The organism is Duganella aquatilis, from assembly GCF_009674565.1.
GTDB lineage: Bacteria > Pseudomonadota > Gammaproteobacteria > Burkholderiales > Burkholderiaceae_D > Rugamonas > Rugamonas aquatilis.
In genome coordinates this window covers 46,387-67,817 of sequence record NZ_WKJL01000004.1, presented here as the reverse complement: position 1 = coordinate 67,817, position 21,431 = coordinate 46,387, and the positions used below count along the sequence as shown (strand labels likewise).

Genomic DNA, 21,431 nt, shown 5'->3' with positions numbered 1-21,431 from the left:
TCAGCGCAGGCGCCACAGCGGAACGGCCGTGGCATCCAGTTTGCGCGGCAGCAGACCTTCGCCATAGAAGGCGTCGGCGATGCGCTGCTGTTCGCCGAGGGCGTCTTTCACCACCAGCCGCACATCGTAGCTGCGGCGGCTGTTGGCCAGTTCCACCGTCGCTGCATCCAGCCCCCATGCAGGCGCCAGCAGCTCGGCCGCTTCCTTCGGCGACTGCTTGACCCACTTGCCGGCCTTGCGCAAAGCCTCGAACACCACCGACAGCACTTCCGGATGTGCCTCCGCATACGCCGTCGACGCCAGGTAGTAGCGCTGGTAATCCGCGATGTTGCGGCCGTCGGCCAGGATGCGTACCTGCGACTGCTTCTGCACGCCGGCCAGGTACGGATCCCACGTCACCCACGCCGCCACGCTGCCGCGCTCAAACGCCGCGCGTCCGTCGGCCGGCGTCAGGTAAGCCGGTTCGATATCCTTGAAGCGCAGTCCGGCCTTGTCCAGCGCCGCGATCAGCAGATAGTGGCTGCCGGCGGCCTTGGTCACGGCAACCTTCTTGCCTTTCAAATCCGCCACGCTGTTGATCTGCGATTCCGTGCGCACCACGATGGCCTGGGCGGACGGCGAGGGCGCCTCCTGCGCGAAGTAAGTCAGCTTTGCGCCGGCCGCCTGCGCAAACACGGGCACGGTGTCTGCCACGTCGGCGCTCAGGTCGACGCCGCCGACATTCAGCGCTTCCAGCAACGGCAGGCCGCTGGAGAATTCATGCCAGGTGATCTTCACGCCGAGCGGCGCCAGATCCTGCTCCAGTTGCCCGCGCACCTTGAGCACCGTCAGCAGCGTAGATGACTTCTGATAGCCGATGCGCAGCGTGGATGGGGCCTTCTGCGCGAGCGCGGCAAACGGCAACAGGGATAACAAGGACAGCAAAGTACGACGACGCATGGCGGCTCCTGATGGTAACTGTGTTGCGATGGTACGGCGCGCTGCCGCCTGCAGGAACGAATAGTTTCGATTTTCAATTATCGATATTGGTATATCGGTGGTAATCTTGAACCGCACATAGAGGAACCCGCAGCATCAGGAGGAAGTACCATGAGTGAAGCACAACAACGCGATCTGCCGCCGCGCTTGCGGCATTTCGTCAGCCAGCTGGAAGCCGTGATCGGCAAGGATGAGGCGCAGATCGTCGAGCAGGGCTCGGCCGCGCTGCGCGAACTGGTGGCGCATGACGACTGGTTGCCGCCGGAAGCGGCCGCGCCGCATCCGCAGTTCTACCGCCAGTATTTGCTGTACCGCGATCCGGCGGCGCGTTTTTCGGTGGTCAGCTTTGTCTGGGGACCGGGCCAGTCGACGCCGATTCATGACCATACCGTGTGGGGCCTGATTGGATTGCTGCGCGGCGCCGAGGTGTCGCATGACTTCCGCCGTAACGCCGACGGCGCGCTGGAACGCCACGGCGAGCCGCAGCGGCTGGAGACCGGCACCGTGGTGGTGGTGTCGCCGACGCTGGGCGATATCCACCAGGTCTACAACGCCTATAGCGACCGTGTGTCCATCGGCATCCACGTGTATGGCGCCGACATCGGCGCGGTGGACCGCCACGTGTTCACGCTCGACGGCCAGGTCAAGCCGTTCCGCTCCGGCTATGCGCCGCAGATTCCGTTCCGCAGCTATCAGCAGGTGAGGGCGGACCTGCTGGCCGGCCGCGAAGTCGCGCTGCTGGACGTGCGGGAGGAAGATCCGCACGCGCAGTCGCACCCGCTGTTTGCCGCCAACTTCCCGTATGGCCGGATCGAGGTCGATGCCTACACCAAGCTGCCGCGCCGCGATGCGCCCATCGTGGTGCTGGATGACGGCGAAGGCCTGGCGCTGCCGTCGGCGCTGCGGCTGCACCAGCTGGGCTACACCAATGTGGCGCTGCTCGAAGGCGGGCTGCAAGGCTGGCGCGACGCCGGCGGCGAGTTGTTCCGCGACGTGAATGTGCCGAGCAAATCCTTCGGCGAACTGGTGGAGCATGAACGCCACACGCCATCATTGTCCGCGCCGGAGGTGAAGGCGCTGATCGACCGGGGCGAGAACATCGTCATCCTCGATGCGCGCCGCTACGACGAATACCAGACCATGAGCATCCCCGGCAGCATCAGCGTGCCGGGCGCGGAGCTGGCCTTGCGCGCGCGCGAGCTGGCGCCCGACCCGTCCACCCGCATCATCGTCAATTGCGCCGGACGCACGCGCAGCATCATCGGCACGCAGTCGCTGATCAATGCCGGCGTGCCGAATCCCGTGTCGGCGCTGCGCAATGGCACCATCGGCTGGACGCTGGCGCAGCAGCAGCTGGAGCATGGCCAGTCGCGCAGCTATCCGGCGGCGTCGGAAGCCAACCGGCAGACGGCGGCGCGTGATGCGCGTGCGCTGGCCGACCGCGCCGGCGTGAAGCGGCTGGACCGCGCGCAGCTGAGCGAGCTGCATGCGGACCGCGTGCGCACCAACTACTTCTTCGATATCCGCAGCCCGAATGAATACGGCGACGGCAGGCTGCCGCACTTCCGCTCCGCGCCGGGCGGGCAACTGGTGCAGGAAACCGAGCAGTTCGCGCCGGTGCGCGGCGCGCGCATCGTGCTGGCCGACAGCGACGGCGTGCGCGCCAACCTCACCGCGCACTGGCTGAAGCAGATGAACAACGACGTCCATGTGGTCGATGGCTTGCAAGCTGCCGATTTCAGCGTCGCCGGCGCCTGGCAGGACGAGCTGCCGCCGGCTCCGGAAGTGGAGGAAATCGGCGTCGACGCCCTGGCGGAGTGGCTGGATACCGCACCGCAGCAGGTGGCGGTATTGGACTTTACCTCCGGCGTCAACTACCAGAAGCGGCATATTCCGGGCGCCTGGTTTGCGCTACGTTCGCAACTGGCGACGGCGCTGACGCAGCTGCCGGATGGCGTGCAGCGCTATGTGCTGACCTGCGGCAGCAGCCTGCTGGCGCGCTACGTGGCAGCCGATCTGCGCGCGTTGACCAGGCTGCCGGTGCTGGTGCTGACTGGCGGCACGGCCGCATGGCTTGCATCCGGCAAGCCGGTCGAATTGGGGGCAACGCGGCTGGCGTCGCCGCTGATCGACCGTTACCGCCGCCCGTACGAGGGCACGGATAACCGCGCCGAGGCCATGCAGGCGTATCTGGACTGGGAATTCGGATTGGTTGCGCAACTGGGCAAGGATGGGACGCACGGCTTTAAAGTAATCTAATTTGACTTGTCTCATTGCAAGTTTAGTTGCATTGCAGCATAATTTCGAGTGTTACTGATGATTAGTTTACTTGGGAAAATGGCAATGACGATTACGAAGCGCTTGATTCTTACCTTGTCGTTGGCGCTGGCGGCGCTGATTTTTGTCGGTGTCTCCGGCCTGACCCAGCTGTCGCGCGCGCAGCAGCGGCTGGACATGGTGCAGACCCGGCTCATTCCCAGCATCGCCAGTTTGAACATGGCCAAGGGCTACATGGCCGATTCCCGCCTGGCGGGCTATCGGCTGTCGGTGTTTTCCAACCTGACCGACAAGACCGCGTTGGATAAAGCCTACAACGACGCCCACACCAAGTTCGACGAGGTGATGGCGGCCTACGAAAAAGAACGCATCTTCGACGACACCGACCGTAAGATGCTGGAAGCCGACAAGTCGGCAATGGCGACATATCGCCAGACGCTGGTGCCGTTCCTGGCCGGCGCGCATGCCGGCGACATGGATGCGGTGCGTGCCACGCTGCAAGCGGGCACGCCGCTGGCCACCGCGGCCGGCGCGCTGAAAAAAGCCTTCGACGACCATATCGCCTACAACAACAAGCTGATTGACGACGTGCGCGCGGAGAGCGTGGCGGCGTACAACTTCGCCTTCAACATGCTGGTAACGGTGATCGTGCTGGCGGTGCTGGTGACCGGCGTGCTGGCGTGGCAGCTGTTCAGCACCATCAAGAACAGCCTGGCGTCGATCCGCGGCACGCTGGAGGATGTAAGCCAGTCGCTGGACCTGACCAAACAGATCAAGGTCGAGCGCATGGACGAAATCGGCCATACGGCGGTGGCGTTCAACAAGCTGCTGGAGCAGATCGCCGGTGTGATCGAGACCGTGCGCTCGTCCACCAGCGCGGTGGGTGCGGCTTCGCAGCAGATCGCGGCCGGTACGGGCGACCTGTCGCAGCGCACCTCGTCGCAGGCGGCGGCGCTGGAGGAAACTGCCGCCAGCATGGAGCAGCTGACCGCCACCGTGGGCCAGAATGCGGACAACGCGCGTCAGGCGAATCAGCTGGCGCGGTCGGCGTCCGAGGTGGCGACGCAGGGCGGCTCGGTGGTGGAGCAGGTGGTGGTTACCATGGGTTCGATCAACGAATCGTCGCGCAAGATCGTGGATATCATTTCGGTCATCGACGGCATCGCGTTCCAGACCAACATCCTGGCGCTGAATGCCGCAGTGGAAGCTGCGCGCGCCGGTGAGCAGGGACGCGGCTTTGCGGTGGTGGCGTCGGAAGTGCGCACGCTGGCGCAACGCTCCGCCGCCGCGGCCAAGGAGATCAAGGCGCTGATCGATGATTCGGTGGACAAGGTCGGCTCGGGCACGCGCCTGGTGGAGCAGGCCGGCACCACGATGCACGAGGTGGTGGCCAGCATCAAGCAGGTGACCGACATCGTCGCCGAGATCAGCGCCGCGACGCAGGAACAGAACGACGGCATCTCGCAGGTGCACCGCGCGGTGACGGAGATGGACCAGACCACGCAGCAGAACTCCTCGCTGGTCGAGCAGACCGCGGCGGCAGCGGCGACGCTGCGCGATCAGGCGGATACGCTGGAGCAGGTGGTCAGCGCATTCACGATCAACGCCGCGCGCGCTTCCACCCGCGCTTCGTATGTGCCGCCTGCGCCGCGTGCTGCCGCCGTCAAGCCAGCGGCCTTGCCGAAAGCACCGGCCGCCAAGCCGGCGCCGCAGAAGCTGAAGGCCGCTGCGCCGTCCAGCACGGAGTGGGAAGAGTTCTAAGCAGAAATTGACGGCGTTGGTTTAACACCTCACACAGGGATGCGAATCCCTATCGTGCGCTTGTCGATGGCGGCGTATCTTGGGTCATCCACTTCAAGAGGGCCTCAAGATGACCATACGCAGCCTGCTTTCCTCCGCTCTGATAGGCGCCGTCGCCAGCGCGCGCTCGATGACTCCCATGGCGACCATCGCGACGGCGCGCCTGGCCGATCGCAGCACGCCGGGCGAACTGGTACTGCTGGATCGGCCCCTGTTCAAATATGGCGCGCTGGCGATGGGCGTCGGCGAGCTGTTTGGCGACAAGATGAAGACGGCGCCTGACCGCACCGTCTTTCTGGGCCTGCTGGCGCGTGTGGCAAGCGCCGGGATCGCCGGCGCCGCGCTGGCGCCGGAAGGCAAGGAGAAGGCCGGCGCCGCAATCGCCGTCGCCACCGCCGTGCCGCTGGCCTATCTGACGCTGGCCGGCCGCAAGCAAGCCATGGCGCGCATCGGCCAGACCCGCAGCGGCCTGATCGAAGACGCGCTGATCGTCGCCGCAGGCGCTGCGGTTGTGGCGCTGGCGACCCGGCCCAAGCACGGATAAGCCTTGCGGACGAGGCCGGCTCACGCGCTACGGCGTTGCCGGCTGGCGGATTTGTCGATATACATTTCCTGGTCGGCCTTGTCTTTCATCTGCGCTACCGTTCCGTACCTGCTGGCATCGTATTCCACGATGCCGACGCTGAACTGCAGCACATAAGGCAACCGGAGTTCACTGGCCCGCGCCTTCAGCGCCAGGCGTAATCTGGCGATGATTTCAGTCGCCACACCGTTGCCCGCATCGATCAACAGCGCCGCAAACTCATCTCCGCCAAGGCGGCCAACAGGGTCGCTGTCGCGCACCGCTTCCATTAAAACATCGGCAAAGATGGCCAGGGCGCGATCGCCTTCCGCGTGCCCGAACCTGTCGTTAATGGCTTTGAAGTGGTTGAGGTCGAAGAACACCATGGATGCCGGCTTGCCGATGCGCCGGCACAAGTTCAGCGCCTGCTTGGCGACATGGTCGAAGCCGCGCCGGTTGGGGACGCCCGTCAGTTCATCCATCGTCGCCAGGTTGAAGGACACCATCTCGCGCACGACGATATCGGCAAGATCCCTGAGACTTTTTCGGTCTTCCTTGCTGAACATTCTAGGCTGGCGGTCCATCAGGCATAAGGTGCCGAGCTTGTGCCCCGACGGCATGGTCAACGGGCAGCCAGCATAAAACCGGGTATGGGGAGAACGCAGCACGAGCGGATTATCGTGGAAACGCGGATCTTCCAGCGCATCGGGGACGACCAGCACATCGTCCTGCAGGATGGCGTGGCCGCAAAATGAAATATCACGCCTGGTCTCCTTCATATCCACCCCATTGACCGATTTAAACCACTGACGCTCGCCATCGACCAGGCTGACCAAGGCTATTTGCACATCGAACAGGCGGCGCGCAATGCACGTTATACGGTCGAATCGCGCCTCCGGAGCGGTATCCAGCATCTGCAGGGCATGGAGCGTCTTCAAGCGCTGACGTTCGTTATGAGGGATTTCCGGGATTTGCATGATTTTCTCTTTAAATGGGTATTTGCCTGGACAAGGCGTAAATTTAAAAGAAATCACATATTTTGGATAATTGAATAAATCTTTGGCGCCTATTATTGATTACTATGGTTTATTAAGAATATCCGATGTGGCGGAATACGGTCCTGTTTTGGCAGATTCCGATCCATTGAAAATGTTTTTATTTTTCCGGCTTTATGAAATTATGAGTGCGTGCCGATATATAGGTGATGTTTATAGAAATTGAATGCACTATATATTGGATATAAATATCGGCGCGACTTAATATTTTCCATAAGCGCAAGCCATCCGGCGGCGCCAGTCCATACTATCCAGGAGTAATATAATGAGCAATAAACTGACGACCGCGTTTGGCGCCCCTGTCGCCGATGACAACAATATTATGACCGCCGGTCCGCGCGGCCCGGCCTTGCTGCAGGACGTGTGGTTCCTGGAGAAACTGGCGCATTTTGACCGCGAAGTGATTCCCGAGCGGCGCATGCATGCCAAAGGCGCGGGTGCGTTCGGCACCTTCACGGTAACCCATGACATCAGCCGTTTCACCAAAGCGAAAATCTTTTCGGAAGTCGGCAAGAAGACCGAGATGTTTGCCCGCTTTTCCACCGTTGCCGGCGAGCGCGGCGCGGCGGACGCCGAGCGCGATATCCGCGGCTTCGCGCTGAAGTTTTATACCGAGCAAGGCAACTGGGATCTGGTGGGTAATAACACACCGGTGTTCTTCATCAAGGATCCGCTGAAGTTTCCGGACTTGAATCACGCCATCAAGCGCGATCCACGCACCGGCATGCGCAGCGCCGATAACAACTGGGATTACTGGACGCTGCTGCCCGAAGCCATGCACCAGATCACCATCGTCATGAGCGAGCGGGGCATCCCCCGCGACTGGCGCCACATGCACGGCTTCGGCAGCCACACCTACAGCTTTATTAATGCGGATAACGAACGCTTCTGGGTGAAATTCCACTTCCGCACGCAGCAAGGCATTCAGAACCTCAGCGATGCGGAAGCGACCGCCCGCATCGGCGTCGATCGCGAGAGCCATCAGCGCGACCTGTTCGAGGCGATTGAACGCGCAGACTATCCGCGCTGGACCTTGTTCGTGCAGGTGATGACCGAAGCGGAGGCGGATGCCTACCCGATCAATCCTTTCGACCTGACCAAGGTGTGGCCGAAAAAAGACCATCCGCTGATTGAGGTGGGCGTCGTCGAGTTGAATCGCAATCCTGAAAACTTCTTCCAGGACGTCGAGCAGGCCGCGTTTGCACCTTCCAACATCGTGCCGGGGATCGGCTTCTCGCCCGACAAAATGCTGCAAGGACGACTGTTCTCCTACGGCGATACGCAGCGCTACCGCCTGGGCGTGAACCACGCGCAAATTCCGGTCAACGCGGCGAAGTGCCCGGTGCACAGCTACCATCGCGACGGCGCCATGCGCGTCGATGGCAACGGCGGCCGCAGCACCCACTACGAACCGAACAGCCGCGGCGCATTGCAGGCGCAGCCGGACTTTTCGGAACCGCCGCTGAAGAACGAGGGCGCCGTGGCGCGCTGGAACCACCGCGAGGACGACGACTACTATTCGCAGCCGCGCGCGCTGTTCCGTTCGATGAACCCGGCGCAGCAGCAGATCCTGTTTGACAACACGGCCCGCGCCATCAGCGGCGCTTCGCAGCCTGTCATCGAGCGCCACATCGCCAATTGCACGAAGGTGGATGCCGCCTACGGCGACGGCGTGGCCAATGCCGTCGCTGTGCTGCAGCTCAAGGCGGAATGATGGACGCCTGCCCGCAAGCACGTCTTTGCGGGCAGGTTTTTGTAGACAGAAAGCCTATGCCATGAACCTGAGCGGAATTAATTTGCGGGACTTCGAGTATGCGATCGCGGTGGCGGAGCTGGGCAGCTTCGTCAAGGCGGCCGAGCGGTGCCATGTCACCCAGCCCTCGCTGTCGATCCAGATCGGCAAGCTGGAGGAGCGCCTGAAAACCGTGTTGTTTGAGCGCACGACCCGGCGCAACATCATCACGCCTCACGGCCGCGAACTCATCGGGCAGATGCGCAAGATTCTGCACGAAACCACTTCGCTGATGGCGATGGCGCAGACCTCCGACCAGGCCTTCGGCGGCGCCTTGCGCCTCTCTGCGATCGCCACTTTGGGGCCATATTATTTCCCGCATATATTGCAGCCGCTGCGGAAAAACTATCCTGGGCTGACGCTGATCCTGGGCGAGGGGCGCACCGGCGATCTGATCGCGTCGCTGAACCATGGCGAGCTGGACGCGGTGCTGATTGCTTCTTCTGTGGCCGATAGCGCGGTAAGCGTGTTGCCGCTGTTTCAGGAGCCATTCTTCATGGCTTGCCCTGACCAGCACTGCGGCAATGAGCGGTTGCGCTCTAGCTGGGAGGGTATCGCCGCCGCTGACCGCTTGTTGCTTGAGGAAGGGCACTGCCTGCGCGAGCAAGCCATCGCCGCTTGCGCCGATGTGGGGGCGTCAAACCGTCACGCAACAAGTCTGGAAACGCTGAAATACATGGTGGCCGCCGGGGAGGGATGCACCCTGATACCGGCGCTGGCAGTCTCCGACGTTGCCGGCGTCGAATACCTGCCATTGACCGGGGCCAGGTATGTGCGAACCGTTTCCCTGATCTGGCGCCTGAGCGACCCCAGGTCTGCCGATTTCGCGGACCTGGGCAAGCTGTTGCAGGCACTTCACCCGTCAGCCGCGCGGTGGTCGTGAATTGAACTTGCGGATCAGCCAGACCACGCGCACTAATCCATAGGCCAGCGCAAACACCATGATCGAGATTGCAGCTTTGCTGGCGTAGGCCAAGGGCAGCAGCAACCAGGCCAGGGCGAAACCCAGGCCGCCCAATACCAGCGCCCAGGCGCCGGCGCGGCGTATCGCGAGCGAGCATGCGGAGCCGGTCTGCTTCGGAATGACGTTGGCAAGCAACATGACAAACGTGCCGGAGAACAGGCCGATGCTGCGCAACCGGAATGCCTCGTCGACCCATCCCAGGCGTCCGATCATTCCGACGCCCAATAGCAGGCAGGCAAACACGATGCCCAGCGTCACATCGCGTCGTGCCGCGCTGCTGGCGGGATTGCGTTCTGCGCCAGCGCCAACGAATCGACGCATGGTCCAGGCAAAACAGATCAATCCGATCGCCATCAGATATTGCAGCGGATGTTCGCGATTGACCACGTATAAATATAAGCTGGCGCAGATGACGCCGACGGACAGTGTGCCGGCAACTGCAAACAAGGGTTGTGTCTCAGGCGTCGTTTTCATCGCTTTCCCTTTTCGGTGGAAAATACTGGTCCCGCACGTTGCGCGCCCTTCGGCGCCTTGGCCTGAATGCCCAACAATTCGGCGAATCCCGCCAGGGCTTCTTCCAGCACCGAGAGCTTCAGGCAATACACCACGGACTTGCCGTTTTTCGACGATTCGATCAGATCGGCTTCGCGGAGCACGGTAAAGTGCGCTGACATCGTCGGCTTTGAAACGTCAAAATGCTCCGCCAACTCTCCCGCCGTGAGAGGGCCATCTTTCAGCAGCGCCAAAACCTGGCGGCGGGTCGGATCGGCAAGCGCCTTGAATACTTTGTTCATGATTTTAAGATTAGCTAAACATCTAAATGATGTCAAGATCTATTCAGGCCCGAGACTTTGCCCGGGAAGCGGGATGCTTATTGGCGCGGCTGGCCGTTGGAAGCGCGCAAGCCGGCGTCCACCGGCAGGTTGACGCCGGTGATGAGGCGTGCGTCGTCGCTCGCAAGGAATGCCATGGCTGCTGCGATACCGTCCGGATCTTCGGGCGTCCCGAGCGGCATGCGCTCCTTGAACTTGGCGACCAGTTCAGCATCCTTCAGCATGTCCGTGGTCATGCCGGTGTTGGTGAGGCTCGGATTCACCGCATTGACCCGCACGCCATCCTTGGCCGCATCCAGCGCCATGGCGCGCACCATGTTGCTGACCGCGCCCTTGGACGTGTTATAGGCGAACATCTCCCAGTCGCCGCCAAGTCCGGAAACGGAGGAGGTCATCACGATCGCGCCGCGTGTTTTCACCAGTTCGGGCATCGCGGCCTTGGCCATGTTGAAGTAGCCAGTGACGTTGACTGCCATGACGCGTTCGAAGTCTTCTTCGCTCGTCTTCATGATGTCGCCCTCGCTTGCGATGCCAGCGTTGTTAATCAGGATGTTCAGTCCGCCAAAGCGGCCGACAGCCGCCTTGACGGCGGTGGTTGCGGTTTCCTTGTCCGCAGTATCGCCGACCTGCACGAGAACGCGGTCCTGCGGAAATTTTGCCGCAACTTCCCGGAGGCTGGCTTCATCGATATCGAGCATGACGACGCGCGCGCCTTCATCGAGAAAGCGGCGGGCGGCGGCCAGCCCCATGCCGGAAGCTGCACCTGTGATCAGTACGGTCTTGTCTTCGAAACGGTTCATGTTTTTCCTCAACTAAGAATGTGAAAACGACGTTATCACAGCAGGGAAGGGCGCAGCTTTTCGGTACTGGCAGGCAATCATAAAGCGCGCACAGCTGACGTAAAACTTGACGGAAGGCATCAGTGCCGTGCTGATTACCTCACCGGCAGGGCATATCCTGGTTGATGCCGGCGCGCCTGAAGTCGAGGAGCAAATTGCGGCGCATGTGCGCAAGCTTGGCTTCCGGGTCGAAGATATTCGCTACATCCTGAATAGCCACGCGCACCAGGACCACGCCGGCGCTATCGCAGCCATGCAGAAGTTGAGCGGCGCGACGGTGCTGGCCAGTCCTGCGTCTGTCCAGGTGCTGCAAAGCGGCCAGCCAGACCCGGCCGATCCGCAATTTCCGAACCTGACTCCCATGTCGCCGGTGACGCACATCCGCGCTGTGGGCGACGGCGAGACCATTCGCCTTGGGCCGCTGGCGGTGACCGCGCACTTCACGCCTGGGCACACCAAGGGCGGCACCAGCTGGACCTGGCAGGAGAAAGAAGGCGATCGCGTCGTGAACGTGGTGTTTGCCGACAGCCTGATTGCGCTGGCTGCGGAAGGCCGGCGTTTCAGCGGCAACCCGTTGTATCCGCAGGCGCAGGCCGATGTCGAACGCTCGATGGCTGCCGTTGAGGCGCTGCCGTGCGATGTGCTGGTCTCGGCGCATCCGGAAGCGGGCGGTTTGTGGGAGCGCAAGGCCCGGCAGGCGGCGCTTGGGAATGCGGCATTCATCGATGCCGGCGCCTGCCGCAGCTATGTGGCCAAGGCGCGCACCTTCCTGGCGCAGACGCTGGCCGCCGAGTCTAAACCGACGCAAGGGAACTGACGCGGACCAACGTGATTTTCGCGTGCGCGCTACAATCAGCATTCAGCGCGCCGTGTCGCGCTTTACTTGAGAGGATTGCGATGAATCACAAGCGTCTTGGAAAGTCCGGCTTGCGCGTGCCGGAACTCAGCTTCGGCACCGCCACCTTCGGCGGTGGTAACGACTTCTTCAAAGCCTGGGGCAGCACCGACAGCGGCGCCGCTTCGCGCCTGATCGACGTGTGCCTTGAACACGGCGTGTCGATGTTCGACACCGCCGACGTCTATTCCGACGGCCTGGCCGAACAAATCCTCGGCGAAGCCATCAAGGGCAAGCGCAATCGCCTGCTGATCTCGACCAAGGTCACGTTCCCCACCGGCGACGGCGCCAATGACTACGGCTCCTCGCGCCATCACATCATCGACGCGGTCGACAAATCGCTGCAGCGCCTGCAAGTCGACCATATCGACCTGTTGCAGCTGCACGGCCAGGACTACAACACGCCAGTGGAAGAAACCTTGTCCACACTGGACCAGCTGGTCCGCGACGGCAAGGTGCGCTATATCGGCGCCTCCAACTTCTCCGGCTGGCACCTGATGAAATCCCTGGCGACCTCGGACCGCTACGGCTACCCGCGCCACGTGGCGCACCAGATCTACTACTCGCTGCTGAACCGCGACTATGAATGGGAACTGGCGCCGCTGGCGGACGACCAGGGCGTCGGCGCGGTGATCTGGAGTCCGCTCGGCTGGGGCAAGCTGACCGGAAAAATCCGTCGCGGCCAGCCGGCCAAGCCGGGCACGCGCGCGCACGACATCGCCGGCACCGGTCCGCACTTCGAGGAGGAGCGCCTGTTCCGCATCATCGACGCGCTGGACGTGGTGGCCGAGCAGACCGGCAAATCGATCCCGCAGATTGCGCTGAACTGGCTGCTGGGTAAGCGGACTGTCGCCAACGTCATCATCGGTGCGCGCGACGAGAAGCAGCTGATCGAAAACATCGGCGCCACCGGCTGGTCGCTGACGGCCGAGCAGAACGCGCTGCTGGAAGCGGCCAGCGATGTGCCGCCGGCTTACCCGGTATGGCACCAGCGCAGCTTCACCATGCTCAACGAGCGAGGCGCATAAATTGAAGACTCTTCGCGTTGCTGGCACGGCGCTGGCGGTGGCCTGCGGCATGGCCGCGCAGGCTTCCGCCGCACCCACATTTACCTTCGAGTCCGTCCCGGCGCTGGACGATATGACGGCGCTCATCCAGTCGAAATTTCAGCTTGGCGCATCGCGTGCGGACTTGCGCCGTACATTTGTCGAAGAAGGCCGCGCCACGCTGAAGGTCAGGCCCGGCGATCCAGGCATTGAAAAGTACATCTACGATATCGACCTTTGCCATTACTACGTGTGGCGCTGGAATATATCGGCCGATTACGACGCCGGCGGCCAATTGCGCCAGGCATATGTGAACGGGAATATCGTCTACCCGGCCGGGACGCCCAAGAAGGTCGTTTCAACTGTGGCGGAAGAGGGCAGGAAAGCCGCCATCTACCGGGTGCAGCGTCCGCGACCGGAAGCCTACAAGGGCGAAAAGTCGCTGGGGTTTATGCTTCTCGACCGCGACAGCGACTTGAAAACCATCGACGACCAGATGCTGATCGGCGCCGGGCCGAGCCGCCCGGACCCCATGAATATGGGGAGGATGGTCGCTTATTCGGAGGTCGACCCATGGCGCTCCATTTTCGATCTCGATGACGCCGATCGCATTGCGCCTTACCCGGGCAACTGCGCGGATGTCGACAAGTTCATGGACGCGCAGAAGCAGGCGCTGAAGCGCTGAGGCCCGTGGCGCCTAGAAGTTCTTGATCAGCGTGGCCCGCAGCGAGCGCGATTCAATCGGGTGGAAGTGGATGTCGGACACCGGCTCCGCTTCGCCCTTCAGCTGCGATGCGTAGTAATAATCGATGGCCGAATCACGGCGGTTGGTGATGTTGAAGGCTTCCAGTTCCAGCCGCAGATCCTTGCGGATCTTCCAGCCCAGGCGGCCGTTCAGCGTCATGCTGGAATTGGAGCGCACGCTGTTGTCCTCGATCAGCGGACGCGGTCCGAAGTAGCGCAGCTTCAGCGATCCCGAAAACGGGCCGCCGTCATCCACCGTTACCGCCAGCTGGCCGGTGCCTTCAATCGCGCCGGGAATGTAGCTGCCTTCTTCCAGGTCGCCGCGCGAACGCGCGCGCGCATACGCCAGGTCCAGGTCCACTGACAGCCATTTCAGCGGCTTGTAGTAGTTGGAGAACTCCACGCCGTAGCGGCGGCTGGGCGGTCCGGCCTCGGTGGTGCCGGCGTCGCCGGCGTAGGTCAGCTCCGAATCGAAATCAAGCCGGTACACCGACAGCGAGGTTTGCAGGCCGGGCAGCCACGCCGTGCGCGCACCGAACTCGATGCCGCGCGAACGCACCAGCGGCTGCACCTTGTCTGCCGCCAGTCCGGTTTTCGGATCGACGGTGATGGTCGAACCGCGCGCATCGTTGCTATGGAACCCGCTGCCGAAGTTGGCGTACACCTCGGCGCTTTGCCACGGGCCATAGATAACGCTCAGGCTCGGGCTGACCAGGTGGTCGTTGGCCTTGCCCGAGTTGGCGGCAAGGTCGCTCCGCACGTCGAAGCGGTAGCTGTCCACGCGCGCGCCGGCCACGGTGCGCAAGGCCTCGTTCCAGCGCGTGTTGTTTTCCACGTACAGGCCGGCGCTGGATTCAACGATGTGATCCTGGCGCGTGACCGACAGCGTGCGGCGCGCCTGCGTGCTGTACAAGCCATTGAAGATATTGTCGTTCTGGAGCTGCACGCCGATGGTGGTTTCGGTGTTGCCGGTGTCGGTGTGCTGGTGCCAGCTGTGCGACGCATTCACACCGCTGGTGACGCGCTTGTCCGGCTGCGCGAACTGGTCGCCGTGCACCGGGTCGTCCATGAAGTAGGTGAAGTTGGACCACAGGTCCAGCTGATTCGCGATGATGTAGGCGTTGACCTTGCTGGCGCTGTCGTCGTTGGTGCGGCGCCAGGCGCCGGACAGGCTGTAACGGTGGGCCTTGCCGCCGTCGGTATCGTCGATGGCGTCGTTGCGGCCGATCTGGCCAGCCTGCACGGCGCGCAGCGGAATCTGGTCGGTCGAGTTCCAGTCGGCCTTGTAGGCCATCAGGCTGACGTTGAATCCGTTGTTGGCGTAGCCTTCGCTGTAGCGCAGCACCGCGTTCAGCTTCTTGTATTCGTCGGGATTGGTGAACGGGCCGTCGTTGTGCAGCGCCTCGATGGCGTACAGCAGGCTGCCGCGCTGCGTCTCCACCGAATCGGCGACCAGCGCGCGGCCGTAGCCGTTCTGGCCCGCGGAGAGGCTGGCCACGCCCTGCAGCAGGCGGTTGGCATACACCACGGACGCGGTGCCGGCCGAGGCGAAGTCGCCTTCCTCGGCGGAATAGGGGCCTTTCTTGTAATCGAGGCGTACCGCCAGTTCCGGGATCAGGAAATTCAGGTCGGTCCAGCCCTGGCCATGTGCGTGGCTGCGCTGGTTGACCGGCATGCCGTCGACGGTGGTGCGCAGGTCGGTGCCGTGATCGAGGTTGAAACCGCGCAGGTAGAATTGATTGGCCTTGCCTTCACCGCTATGCTGGCTGACCACCAGTCCCGGCACCGCCTCCAGCATCTCGCCGGGACGGTAGACGGTGCGTGCCGCCAGTTCATCCTGCGTCACGCTGCCGGCGCTGGCCGCATCGGCCACGCCCAGCTGATTGGTGCGCGAGCCATCCACCAAAACCCGTTGCAGGATCTGGTCGTCGGCCTGGGCGGAACCCAATGCCAGCAACAGTGCGTACTTAAGGGGCGATTTGATCGATGCTGTCTTGATCGAAGAAGAGCGTTTTAACGGTGCCATCGGTTTCCACATTCACGGTGTTTCTTTGCGACGGCAGGAAGTCTACCAGCAAAGCATTGTGGATGCGGCTACCTTTTTTGAGTTTTACGCCTTTGATCTCCTGGAACACGAGCACCGAGTCGGCATCGACCTTGGCGCCGACCCATTGCAGCGGCAGGCGCTTGTCGTCCGCGTCGGAGAGGGTGAACTGTTTTTCCACATAGCGGCGCAGCGGCGGTTCGCTGTCCGGGCGGCCCAGATCGAACTGTTGGCCGTACAGATTGGCCAGCAAGGCAGCGAGATCGTGACCCGTATAGGTGTGCACGATCTCGGTGTTGCCGGTGCTTTGGTTGTAGCTGATGTCCGCTATGCCCATGTGGAAGTTATGGGCATGGGACACCGTGCCGGCCAGGGCCAGCACGGTCGCTGCAATCAGATGCAGGCGTCGGAAGATCATTACTTCTTGTCGTCCTTGCCTTTGAGCGGCGTATTAAAGTCGCGCATCAGATTGTTTTTGTCACGCTCGGTCTTGAACAGTTCCAGGCGCGATTGCGATACCTTGCGCGGCCAGGAGTTGTTCGAGGTGTCGATGTCGGCGGTTTCCCAGTAAGGATCCTGGGTGATGCCCACGATGGTCTCGTCGGCGACGATCAGCTTGGTGATCTTCTTCGGCGAGTAGCGCCATACTTCGGCCGGAATGCGCTCGATGTACTTCTTGCCGCTCTTCAGTTCAATCTCCAGGATCAGCGGCATCACCATGCCGCCCAGGTTGGAGAAGTCCACCAGGTACAGGTGCTTGCCCTGATCCAGCAGTTTTTTCTCCCACGGTTCCAGCTTGTCGATCGCTTCGTTGTAGCTGTTGCGGTCCTTGTTGGTGACGGTGAACTCGTCGTGATCGTTGTAGAAGTCCTTCAGCTCCGGATGCTCGGCCAGACGCTTAGGCAATGCCTTGTTGCGTTGTTCCGACACGGAGATCGGCTGCGCGTCCTTCTGCGCTTTTTTCCAGGCCTTTTCGGTTTCCGGATTCTTCGTGCTCACGCCGTATTCCGTGATGCCGTCGATGCTGATGTCCACCGGATCGGTGGTGTAGAACCAGCCGCGCCAGAACCAGTCGAGGTCCGTGCCCGAAGCGTCTTCCATGGTGCGGAAGAAGTCGGCCGGCGTAGGACGCTTGAACTTCCAGCGTTGTGCGTACTCGCGGAAGGCGTAGTCGAACAGGTCGCGGCCCAGGATGGTCTCGCGCAGAATGTTCAGACCGGTGGCCGGTTTGGCGTAGGCGTTGTTACCCAGCGCAGCGATCGACTCCGAGTTGGTCATGATCGGCACCTGGTTGCGGCTCTTCATGTAGTCGACGATGTTGCGCGGCTCGCCGCGGCGCGACGGATAGCCGTCTTCCCATTCCTGCTCGGCCAGATACTGCACGAAGGTGTTCAGGCCTTCATCCATCCAGGTCCACTGGCGCTCGTCCGAGTTGACGATCATCGGGAAGTAGTTGTGGCCCACTTCGTGGATCACCACGCCGATCAGGCCATACTTGGTCTGCTGCGACCAGGTGACCTGGCCGGTCTTCTTGTCCTTGGTCGGACGCGGACCGTTGAACGAGATCATCGGGTATTCCATGCCGCCCACCGGACCATTGACCGAAATCGCGGTCGGATACGGATAGTCGAAGCTGAACTTGTTGTACTTGTCGATGGTGTGGATGATGGCCTGGGTGCTGTACTTGCCCCACAGCGGATTGCCTTCCTTCGGATAGTAGGACATCGCCAGGACGTTGGTGGAATCCTTCTTGAAGCCTTGCGCATCCCAGATGAACTTGCGGCTCGACGCCCAGGCGAAGTCGCGCACGTTGCTGGCCTTGAAGTGCCAGGTTTTGGATGCGGTGCTGTGCGACTTCTCGGCGGCGGTGGCTTCTTCCTGGGTGACGATGACCACCGGTGCGGTGGCGGTGCGGGCCTTGGCCAGGCGGTCGCGCTGGGTGGCGGTCAGCACATCGTTAGGATTCTGCAGTTCGCCGGTGGAGGCCACCACGTGGTCCGCGGGGACGGTCAGTTGCACGTCGTAGTCGCCGAATTCCAGCGTGAACTCGCCGGTGCCCAGGAACTGTTTGTGCTGCCAGCCGTAGACGTCGTAGTAGGCCGCCATGCGCGGGAACCACTGGGCGATCTCGAACAGGTCGTTCTTGTCTTCGTCAAAGTGCTCGTAGCCGGAACGGCCGCCCAGCACTTGCTGTTCGTTGATGTTGTAGGACCAGTCGATGTTGAACACGAACTGCTCGCCGGACTTCAAAGGCTTCGGCAGGTCGATGCGCATCATGGTGCGGTTGACTACATACTTCAGCGGCTGGCCGCCGGCCGCCACGGTTTTGATCTTGAAGCCGCCGTCGAATTCACGGCCGGCCAGGATGCCGCGCATGCCTTCGAACTTGTAGCCGTCGTCCGGACCCGCAGGCTTGGCCCACGCTTCGCGCGATGGCTGGGTGAGCATCATGCGCGAGTCGGAGTCTTTTTTGTAGATGTTCTGGTCCAGCTGCACCCACAGGTAATTCAGCGTGTCCGGCGAATTATTGTGATAGGTGATCTGTTCGCTGCCGGTGAGGGCGCGCTTGGCTTCGTCCAGCGAGGCGCTGATGGTGTAATCAGCGCGTTGCTGCCAGTAGGCGTGGCCTGGTGCGCCGGATGCGGTGCGGTAGGCCGTAGGAGTCGGCAGGATTTCTTCGAGTTGACGGAATTTGTCGTCGAAAGGTTCCGCCGCGTAGGCGGAAACTGTCAGGCATAACGCCATGAAGCCAAGTTTCTTGTGCATTGGGTATGTTTCCTCAAGATAAGAGGATAAATTGTATAGCAGGTTTTCAATCAATTACCCGCTGATACAATAAAATACAAAGTTGTCTTTAAGGCCTTGCCTGCGACTCCTGGAACTGGTAATGCGCGTCGTCGGTGGCGGTGACGGCCCGGGACGGCACGCCCAGTTCCATCAGGCGGGAACCCGCGCCGGCACTGGCTTGCGGCCACTCCGGCAGGCCGCCGCCATTGGGGTTGCCGGTCTTGATGAAGTTGGCGAAGTAGTCCTGCATCTGTGCGGACAGCGCATAGTCGTCCGCAGTCCATGCATAGACTTTATTCCCCGGCAGGTTGCCCAGCGCGTATTCAATCTCCACCGAGTGGCCGGCGCCTTCCTGGCCCGGGCGTGGGCGGGTGTAGTAATAACGATACGTCGGCTTGCCGCTGGTGCGCGCGTGGCTGTTGATCCACTTCCAGGTGCCGTAGGCGATGAAGCGGTCGCTGGCCAGTTCCGTGGCCGCCTGTTTGATGTCGCCGCCGTAGGCTTGTTGCGCGGCCGCCGCCTGGTCGCCGTACAGTTTTTGCAGCGCGGCGGCGAAGTTTTCGGCGGTCGGTTCGGTCTCGCCGAGGATTTGCTTGTAGTGGCCTTCGTAGGAATTCCAGCCCGCCAGCAGCGGCACCTTGGCCTGTTCGCCGGCCGCGTACATGGCGACCGGCGCGCGCGGAATGACGTAGCCGTCCTGCACCGCCGAGAACCATCTGCCAGGCTTGCTGGTCTCATCCAGCAGCTGCTGGGCGGGCAGGGCGCGCAGTTCGACCAGCGTCGGCGCGCCGATGGCCAGGGCGAATTCCGCGCCGCCTTGCTGTCCGGCGGCCAGCGGTGCGGGCGCCTTGAGCCCAAGCAGCGAGCCGCTTTCGCCGATGGCGCCGGCGAACAGGCCCCTGGACTGCGGATTGATCATCTGCGCGCTGACCGAGAACGAACCGGCCGACTCGCCGGCGATGGTCACACGCGACGGATCGCCGCCGAAGGCCGCGATATTCTTCTTCACCCAGGCCAGCGCCGCCGCCTGGTCCATCAGGCCGTAGTTGCCGGAGGCGTGGTGCTTCGATTCCTTGGTCAGTTCCGGATGCGCCAGGAAACCGAACACGTTCAGGCGATAGTTGACGGTGAGCGTGACGATGCCCTTGGCCGCCATGCTCTCGCCGTCGTAGCGCGGCTCGGAGCCGTCGCCGGCCGCAAAGCCGCCGCCGTAGAAGTACACCAGCACCGGCAGCTTTTCCTTTTTGGACTTGGCCGGCGTCCAGACATTGAGGAACAGGCAGTCTTCGCTGACGCCGTCAGAGCGGAACACCATGTCGCTGAACAGCGGCAGTTGCATGCAGCGCGCGCCGAAATGATCGGCCTTGCGCACGCCTTTCCATTTTGCCGCCGGCTTGGGTTCCGCCCAGCGCAGCTTGCCGACCGGCGCCGCCGCATACGGAATGCCCTTGTACGAGGTGACGCCCGACGCTTCGGTCACGCCTTCCGCCACGCCGGTGGCGGTGGCGGCGCGTGGCGCCGCTTGAGCGGAGAGGGCAAACAGGCTGGAAGACAGGAGCAGCAGACCGGCTTTTTTCATGGCGTAGGCGATATCGGTTAAACGGGGAGATTAACTATATCGCAAAACGCCATGCGCCAGCGTGACTGCTTATGCTGCGCCGCCGCGAACCTGGCTATTTCGCCTTGCCGGCGATCTTGGCCGATGGCCGCAGGCGCGGCGCGGCGTCGGACTGGCGGCGGATCAGCGTGTGCCTGGTCACCACGTGGCGCGGTTCTTCCGGCGTGCCATTGCGTTCGGCGCGGATCAGGCGCACCAATGACTGCACGGCTTCCTCCGCCATGTCGGTAATCGGCTGGCGCACGGTGGTCAGCTCGGGCCAGATGGTGGTGGCCAGCGCGGTATCGTCGAAGCCGGCGACGGTGAGGTCGCCAGGTACGTCCAGTCCGAGGCGGTGGGCGATCGCCACCACGGCGGCGGCCATGTCGTCATTGCTGGCGAAGATGGCGGTCGGGCGCTGGGCGAGGCCCAGCAGCGACTCCGCCGCATCCAGGCCGGAACGGTAGGTGAACTGGCCCTGCACGATCAGCTCCGGCGCGCTTTGCACGTGCTTCTCCGCGATGGCGGCCTTGAAGCCGGCCAGGCGGCGCGCGCTGGCGCTCTGGTTCGGATGGCCGATGACGAAGCCGATGCGCTGGTGACCCAGCGCGATCAGGTGGCAGGTCATCGCATACGCGGCTTCGTAGTCGTCGATACTGACGCCGCCCACGCGCGCGTCGGGCTGGCCGCAGGCCACGGTGATGGCCGGCGTGCCGGAAGCGGCGATCAGGTCGATCAGGTTGCGCGTGTCGCACAGCGGCGGCGGCAGGATGATGCCATCGACGCCGTTGGCGATCAGGCGGCGCGCCTGCTCCACGCCATGTTCATCGGCCTCGCATTTTTCCACCACCAGCTGCACGTTGTTCGGGCTGGCCTGGTTCAGCAGGCCGACCAGGAATTCGCTCAGGTAGCCGGCGGAAGGATTCGAGTACAGGAAGCCGACGCGGATCGGGCGCGATCCGGCCAGGCGGCGCGCCGCCTGGTTGGGGACGTAGTTAAGGGCAGCGACAGCCGCATCGACGCGGTTGCGGGTTTTTTCGCGGACGTTGGTGTCGCCGTTCATCACGCGCGACACCGTCATCGGGGACACGCCTGCCAGTTCGGCCACGTCGGCCATGGTCGGCGCTTGCGAGCGGCTCTGCACGGCCGGTACCGGCGCCGGTTTCACCTTAGTTTTTGTCATCTGTCCTCAAATAAAATAAAGCTATGTTCAGTCCC

The 21,431-nt window shown here is 62.6% G+C and carries 18 protein-coding genes; 8 read left to right on the top strand and 10 right to left on the bottom strand.

The window, feature by feature from the left end:
- Window positions 1-939, bottom strand: coding sequence for an aliphatic sulfonate ABC transporter substrate-binding protein (locus GJ698_RS08060; RefSeq protein WP_154357111.1), 939 nt, complete (start codon window positions 937-939; stop codon window positions 1-3).
- A gap of 714 nt (window positions 940-1,653) precedes the next feature.
- Between GJ698_RS08060 and GJ698_RS08055 the strand changes: the two genes are divergently transcribed.
- The 3 genes from GJ698_RS08055 to GJ698_RS08045 all read left to right on the top strand — a co-directional run bounded on the left by GJ698_RS08055 (window position 1,654) and on the right by GJ698_RS08045 (window position 5,599).
- Window positions 1,654-3,237 (top strand): rhodanese-related sulfurtransferase, encoded by a 1,584-nt coding sequence (locus GJ698_RS08055; protein ID WP_371865211.1) that lies wholly within the window; start codon window positions 1,654-1,656, stop codon window positions 3,235-3,237.
- Between the two features lie 84 nt (window positions 3,238-3,321).
- Window positions 3,322-5,016, top strand: coding sequence for a methyl-accepting chemotaxis protein (locus GJ698_RS08050; protein ID WP_154357109.1), 1,695 nt, complete (start codon window positions 3,322-3,324; stop codon window positions 5,014-5,016).
- Window positions 5,017-5,125: 109 nt separating this feature from the next.
- Complete coding sequence (locus tag GJ698_RS08045; protein WP_154357108.1) at window positions 5,126-5,599, top strand: hypothetical protein; 474 nt, start codon at window positions 5,126-5,128, stop codon at window positions 5,597-5,599.
- Between the two features lie 20 nt (window positions 5,600-5,619).
- Here the strand turns inward: GJ698_RS08045 and GJ698_RS08040 are convergent, their stop codons facing one another.
- Window positions 5,620-6,594, bottom strand: coding sequence for a sensor domain-containing diguanylate cyclase (locus GJ698_RS08040; protein ID WP_154357107.1), 975 nt, complete (start codon window positions 6,592-6,594; stop codon window positions 5,620-5,622).
- Between the two features lie 343 nt (window positions 6,595-6,937).
- Here GJ698_RS08040 and GJ698_RS08035 point away from each other — a divergent pair, with 343 nt between their 5' ends.
- Window positions 6,938-8,386: a catalase gene (locus GJ698_RS08035; protein WP_154357106.1), complete on the top strand. Its 1,449-nt coding sequence runs from the start codon at window positions 6,938-6,940 to the stop codon at window positions 8,384-8,386.
- Window positions 8,387-8,447: 61 nt separating this feature from the next.
- Window positions 8,448-9,347 carry a LysR substrate-binding domain-containing protein gene (locus tag GJ698_RS08030; RefSeq protein WP_166454826.1) on the top strand — a complete coding sequence of 300 codons (900 nt, stop codon included), beginning with the start codon at window positions 8,448-8,450 and terminating at the stop codon, window positions 9,345-9,347.
- Here the strand turns inward: GJ698_RS08030 and GJ698_RS08025 are convergent.
- The 3 genes from GJ698_RS08025 to budC all read right to left on the bottom strand — a co-directional run bounded on the left by GJ698_RS08025 (window position 9,327) and on the right by budC (window position 11,061).
- Window positions 9,327-9,902: a hypothetical protein gene (locus GJ698_RS08025; RefSeq protein WP_154357104.1), complete on the bottom strand. Its 576-nt coding sequence runs from the start codon at window positions 9,900-9,902 to the stop codon at window positions 9,327-9,329. The two genes, GJ698_RS08030 and GJ698_RS08025, sit on opposite strands and share 21 nt — an antisense overlap.
- Window positions 9,899-10,222 (bottom strand): autorepressor SdpR family transcription factor, encoded by a 324-nt coding sequence (locus GJ698_RS08020; RefSeq protein ID WP_154357103.1) that lies wholly within the window; start codon window positions 10,220-10,222, stop codon window positions 9,899-9,901. Before GJ698_RS08020 ends, GJ698_RS08025 begins: the two co-directional genes overlap by 4 nt.
- A gap of 77 nt (window positions 10,223-10,299) precedes the next feature.
- Window positions 10,300-11,061, bottom strand: a complete 762-nt coding sequence (budC, locus tag GJ698_RS08015; RefSeq protein WP_154357102.1) for a meso-2,3-butanediol dehydrogenase — start codon at window positions 11,059-11,061, stop codon at window positions 10,300-10,302.
- 106 nt (window positions 11,062-11,167) lie between these two features.
- Between budC and bla the strand changes: the two genes are divergently transcribed.
- The 3 genes from bla (at window position 11,168) to GJ698_RS08000 (ending at window position 13,726) form a co-directional block, all read left to right on the top strand.
- A complete protein-coding gene (gene bla, locus GJ698_RS08010) occupies window positions 11,168-11,917 on the top strand; it encodes a subclass B3 metallo-beta-lactamase (RefSeq protein ID WP_154357101.1) in 750 nt (249 codons plus the stop codon).
- Window positions 11,918-11,997: 80 nt separating this feature from the next.
- Window positions 11,998-13,023, top strand: a complete 1,026-nt coding sequence (locus GJ698_RS08005; protein WP_154357100.1) for an aldo/keto reductase — start codon at window positions 11,998-12,000, stop codon at window positions 13,021-13,023.
- Between the two features lies 1 nt (window position 13,024).
- Complete coding sequence (locus GJ698_RS08000) at window positions 13,025-13,726, top strand: hypothetical protein (protein WP_154357099.1); 702 nt, start codon at window positions 13,025-13,027, stop codon at window positions 13,724-13,726.
- A 12-nt stretch (window positions 13,727-13,738) separates the two neighbouring features.
- Here GJ698_RS08000 and GJ698_RS07995 read toward each other — a convergent pair whose 3' ends face one another.
- The 5 genes from GJ698_RS07995 to GJ698_RS07975 form a co-directional block, all read right to left on the bottom strand.
- Complete coding sequence (locus tag GJ698_RS07995; RefSeq protein ID WP_154357098.1) at window positions 13,739-15,811, bottom strand: TonB-dependent receptor; 2,073 nt, start codon at window positions 15,809-15,811, stop codon at window positions 13,739-13,741.
- Window positions 15,753-16,247 carry a DUF6702 family protein gene (locus GJ698_RS07990; RefSeq protein WP_154357097.1) on the bottom strand — a complete coding sequence of 165 codons (495 nt, stop codon included), beginning with the start codon at window positions 16,245-16,247 and terminating at the stop codon, window positions 15,753-15,755. Before GJ698_RS07990 ends, GJ698_RS07995 begins: the two co-directional genes overlap by 59 nt.
- On the bottom strand, window positions 16,247-18,595 hold the full coding sequence (locus GJ698_RS07985; RefSeq protein WP_154357096.1) for a M1 family metallopeptidase: 2,349 nt from the start codon (window positions 18,593-18,595) through the stop codon (window positions 16,247-16,249). Before GJ698_RS07985 ends, GJ698_RS07990 begins: the two co-directional genes overlap by 1 nt.
- A gap of 88 nt (window positions 18,596-18,683) precedes the next feature.
- Window positions 18,684-20,195, bottom strand: a complete 1,512-nt coding sequence (locus GJ698_RS07980) for a carboxylesterase/lipase family protein (protein ID WP_154357095.1) — start codon at window positions 20,193-20,195, stop codon at window positions 18,684-18,686.
- Window positions 20,196-20,289: 94 nt separating this feature from the next.
- The gene (locus GJ698_RS07975; RefSeq protein WP_154357094.1) at window positions 20,290-21,396 is read right to left on the bottom strand and encodes a LacI family DNA-binding transcriptional regulator; all 1,107 of its coding nucleotides are present in this window, start codon (window positions 21,394-21,396) and stop codon (window positions 20,290-20,292) included.
- Window positions 21,397-21,431: the final 35 nt, after the last annotated feature.